A 3,999-nucleotide genomic window follows, 5' to 3' on the forward strand; every position below is an offset into this window, starting at 1 on the left:
ATAACGATTTTTGCTAACTGTTGATATGCCATACTTCTAATAGTTAGAATGTTTCTGTTCCCAACAATCATCTTCAGCGTAGAAGAAACGAAAGGCAAGAACGATGGTTAGTGTTAAAGTCAAAAAAATTGCAACTTCTCTAGCGGTTGCAGGTATTTTCACCACTGGAGTTATGGCATCTCCGGCTTACGCAGATGATTCTCATATTACTGAATCTTCGATACAGCTTGTTGGAGAAAATAAAGACAAGTGGGAAGCTCTTTCTGATACAGAACGTAATCAAATCTTAGAAACTATTAACCATCCAGATTTCAGAATTGGGATGACGCAGGAAGAAGCTTCTAAGATTTCTCCCGACCTTCAAGTAGTGGGGACTGAGGAGATTAAAGATAGTCAGGGCTCTTATGCACTTTCTAGAGTTACTGCAAGCTCAGACCGTCATGAAGTTACTTCTCAGTACACCGAAAAAACTAGTCAACTTGGTATTGAGCTAGGTTGGAATAAAATCGAATACAAGTATGTAACTGGTAACAACCAAGTTCTTGAAACGCGTTCTTGCGTAGGAACTTACAACCAGATTGTTCCCTACCGTAATGTCAATGTATCAACGAATCATTGGTTGGATAATGGTGAAGGAATCTGTACTGCTGACTGGTCGGTAGCACGTCTTGGCGGAATTGGCGGGACCGAAAACTGGGAGCAAGGCATGAAAGTGAATGGCCCTGGGATTAAAGAAAAATGGTTTTTTAAGAAGTAGTTATGTTCCATATTTCTACAAGTGAAATATTTTTCGTAGCAATTTGGTTAGCGTTGATAATATACTCTATGGTTTTTTTGATGAAAAATAGAAACTTTATATCAAAAATGCATAGATGCATACTGGGGCTAGCAATTTTAATAGTTCCTTATTTAGGAGCTATTGTGGCTATAACTTTTACTGCTAGTGAAAAAAAGAAGAATATCTCTTCTGGCGAAATTAGTTAAAAAATATTTTTGGGGCTTGCGTTAATGCAAGCCCCAAAAATATTTTTTATCTTGTCCTGTTCCTTAGCGACATAAGCCTCAGCTATTAGATTTTTCGTACTCTTGGACGTAGCGTCCGGCAGCTGACTTAGAAACTCCCATCTTCTCAGCAATTTGTCGGACTGAGAGACCTTGGGCACGCAGTTCGGCGGCTTGTTCTCGTTTATGGTTGGCGCGGGCGAGGTACTTGTCACGAGGCTCAGCCATCAGACGCTGTACTGTCCTTGTTGTGACCCCCAGGCGTTCGGCGGCTTCTCGTGCTGTGAAACGGCGTTGTACGGGTTTAACAGCTCCCATAATTCATCTCCTCTAGGGCCTGTATAAGACTTTCCTGCTTCGCTAAACGGATTTCTCCGGAGCGTTTTCCTAGCGAATATCCCCACCGTTTACGGTTCACCGCTGTTTGCTCTGAAGTGATATTTCGCCACACCCAACCAGCAATCGACTTAGCTATCTGGGCTACCTCGTTCTCACTCATCGGACCGCGTGAGAACTCATCAGCAATCACCGAAACGTTTTTCATCGAAGCGAAGGCATAAACAGTTTCTGCCCACTCGGCATAATCCGTGTACCGTAAACGCGCCCTGTAAGCCCACTGGCGGGTCAGATTGAACAAAGCGACGTTACGCCCCACAGCGGAGCCTAAAACGGTCTGTGCGCTTCTGTGAGGCTCTGGGAGGGCTCCGATGTCTCCAAGTGCCTTAGCAAGGTCTCTAAGTCCGTAGAGGGCTTCTACATCGCCCCAGAGGGGCATATGAGCTCTATGGATGGGGTTTTTAGTGATTCGCCCGCCGTAGCCGATATCCCCGCCGAGAACGTCTGTGAGTCCCTGCTCAACACGGGCGAGCAGATTGACCGGGGCGCGGTGTGCCGCATCGGTTAGGCAGACAGGGCTTTTGAGGGCGTAGACGATGTGCCCGGAACGAGTCTCAGAGTTCATAGCTACCCAGGACGGTTGGGGCAGTCCTACCAGGTCTGCTTGCCAGTCTGCGTCTGCTCCGTCGTGGTCGGTGACAATCAGTGACTGCATGGCTAGCGGGTTGGTTTCGATGTAGGCGTGTTCGAGTGCCTTGGCGCGTGTGCGGCGTTTGTAGGCGCCGTCTTTGCGGTCAGAGCACAGGGGTTTGGCTGGTAGCCAGTGCTGCTCGAAAACGTCTTGGAAGGTCATGGTTTCCAGTAGAGCACGGCGGGACTGTCCCACCTTGCATTTACCCCGGAGTGTCCCAACTACGATTTGAACTTAATCAGGTAGTTACCCCTCCGCGGGTCAACACCCTACCTCCGCGCACATCCCCGGGGCAGGTTCCGCAGACTGATTCGGGGTACGGTTGGCAGCCTGAAAACCCGTTAGGAAACCTGTCGCTTAACACCCCGGCTCCCAGAGACAAAACCAGTACCCAGACCCTCACCTAGAACCCACCAAGATAAAACTCACCAGCTAGAAAAATGTCCATCCCTTCAGCAAGAGCTACCCACCCATAAACCAACTGTCGCAAATGCGACAGAACAGCCAAGACCACAAACCCAGCACCAACGACTACACCCACATAAACCTCAGAACCAAAAGGCACGTATGCCAAACCAAAAATTTGGCAGCAAAACCAAGCTCAGCACCACCCCAAAAGTAGACACTTTTTCTAGATACACGTCTGGGAAAAGCACTAGGGCGTATTTTTACCCCGCAAACCACTTGCCAGCACACCGACTCCAGCGTCCAGAACCTGCCCCGTTAGCCCTGGTTCTGGGCACTGTTTTTCGTCACACCTCTTGCACTCAGTGACTCAGGAAGTACTATCGTGAATAATTCTTGATAGATAAGCAACATGACGAAATAAAGAAAACCCTCACCATGACGCCCCAGCCCTACCGCGAAACCACCACTGTTTGCCCCCACTGCAAAGAAGAATTCACCTACCACAACGGGCGCGGACGTAACCCTATCTACTGTTCACCAACCTGCCGTAAGTACGCCGCCGCTCACCGTAAGTACGCCCGCGAGGCAGGGGCGCCGATGCGTATCATTCGCGAAAAACCCCACACTGAACCCCGTAAAGAACCCAAAGCCATCAGGGTCTACCAGCGCCCTCGCAAAGCAGATATGCGCGCCTATATCCGGGAGGAGCCGAGCAAGGTTATCCCTGATTTGCTCACCGAGCTGAGCTACTGCCTGAATGACAGGAAGCTACCGAGAGAGGAACGCGCAGAGATAGCTCACGCCCTGGGGAAAGCCCTAACCCGTTTGGCACGGGCTGAGTGGGGGTTTGTGGGCAACGAGAAGGCAGATGTGCCGGTTAGCAGTGGGCTGAGTCCGCAGGAACTGGTGCGTTATTCCCAGGTGCTTGGTGGGTTTGAAGAGATAGCGGCTTGGGTGGCTGCGGAGCGTGAGTACACCGAGTACGAGAAGGCTGTTGCTGTGGGGCAGCAGGTGCGTAAAGCCAAGGCTGCGATAGAGCGTGAGAGCGCTGATGAAATCAAAGGATTACAAGAGCAGGTGCGGAAGCTAGAGAAGCGACTGGGGCAGAAAGAGGCTGAGTTGGAGCAGTTCTATGTCGCTAATGCTTGGTTGAGGGAACAGAAGCTGGAGGCAGGGGGTGTGCTTGCGATTGCGCGATTGGAGCAGCAGGTGGCTTCGTTGGAGTCTTTGGTGCTTGGCTGGCAGAGGCGGGCTGAGGAATGGGAGAAGGTTGCGAAGTTGGAGCGTGCTCGGGGCGAGCGTGAGGTTGCTCGGGTGCGGGCTGAGATGCTGGGAGGTGGTTCAACGTTTTTCAAGGGGCGGCAATCTTTGAATTAGGTTATAGGTCGGTTCGGTATCATTTTCATTACATCAGATACCTTTAGATAACGGTTCTATAACGATTTTTGCTAACTGTTGATATGCCATACTTCTAATAGTTAGAATGTTTCTGTTCCCAACAATCATCTTCAGCGTAGAAGAAACGAAAGGCAAGAACGATGGTTAGTGTTAAAGTCAAAAAA

Annotated in this window: 5 protein-coding genes; 3 read left to right on the top strand and 2 right to left on the bottom strand. The window is 49.8% G+C overall.

Annotated features, from left to right (window positions below; all coding sequences use genetic code 11):
- Positions 1-103 precede the first annotated feature (103 nt).
- A complete protein-coding gene (locus E4U03_RS12310; protein ID WP_135014013.1) occupies positions 104-757 on the top strand; it encodes a hypothetical protein in 654 nt (217 codons plus the stop codon).
- Between the two features lie 2 nt (positions 758-759).
- Complete coding sequence (locus E4U03_RS12315; protein ID WP_135014014.1) at positions 760-984, top strand: hypothetical protein; 225 nt, start codon at positions 760-762, stop codon at positions 982-984.
- A 78-nt stretch (positions 985-1,062) separates the two neighbouring features.
- On the opposite strand, the gene E4U03_RS12320 is transcribed toward E4U03_RS12315, so the two are convergent.
- Both E4U03_RS12320 and E4U03_RS12325 read right to left on the bottom strand, forming a co-directional pair.
- Positions 1,063-1,320: a helix-turn-helix domain-containing protein gene (locus E4U03_RS12320; protein WP_135014015.1), complete on the bottom strand. Its 258-nt coding sequence runs from the start codon at positions 1,318-1,320 to the stop codon at positions 1,063-1,065.
- Positions 1,307-2,224, bottom strand: a complete 918-nt coding sequence (locus E4U03_RS12325; RefSeq protein WP_135014016.1) for a replication initiation protein — start codon at positions 2,222-2,224, stop codon at positions 1,307-1,309. The genes E4U03_RS12320 and E4U03_RS12325 overlap by 14 nt, the downstream gene beginning before the upstream one ends.
- 648 nt (positions 2,225-2,872) lie before the next feature.
- Here E4U03_RS12325 and E4U03_RS12330 point away from each other — a divergent pair.
- The gene (locus E4U03_RS12330; protein ID WP_135014017.1) at positions 2,873-3,814 is read left to right on the top strand and encodes a hypothetical protein; all 942 of its coding nucleotides are present in this window, start codon (positions 2,873-2,875) and stop codon (positions 3,812-3,814) included.
- Positions 3,815-3,999 lie beyond the last annotated feature (185 nt).

It is taken from the genome of Rothia nasimurium (assembly GCF_004569295.1).
Taxonomy (GTDB): Bacteria; Actinomycetota; Actinomycetes; order Actinomycetales; family Micrococcaceae; genus Rothia; species Rothia nasimurium_B.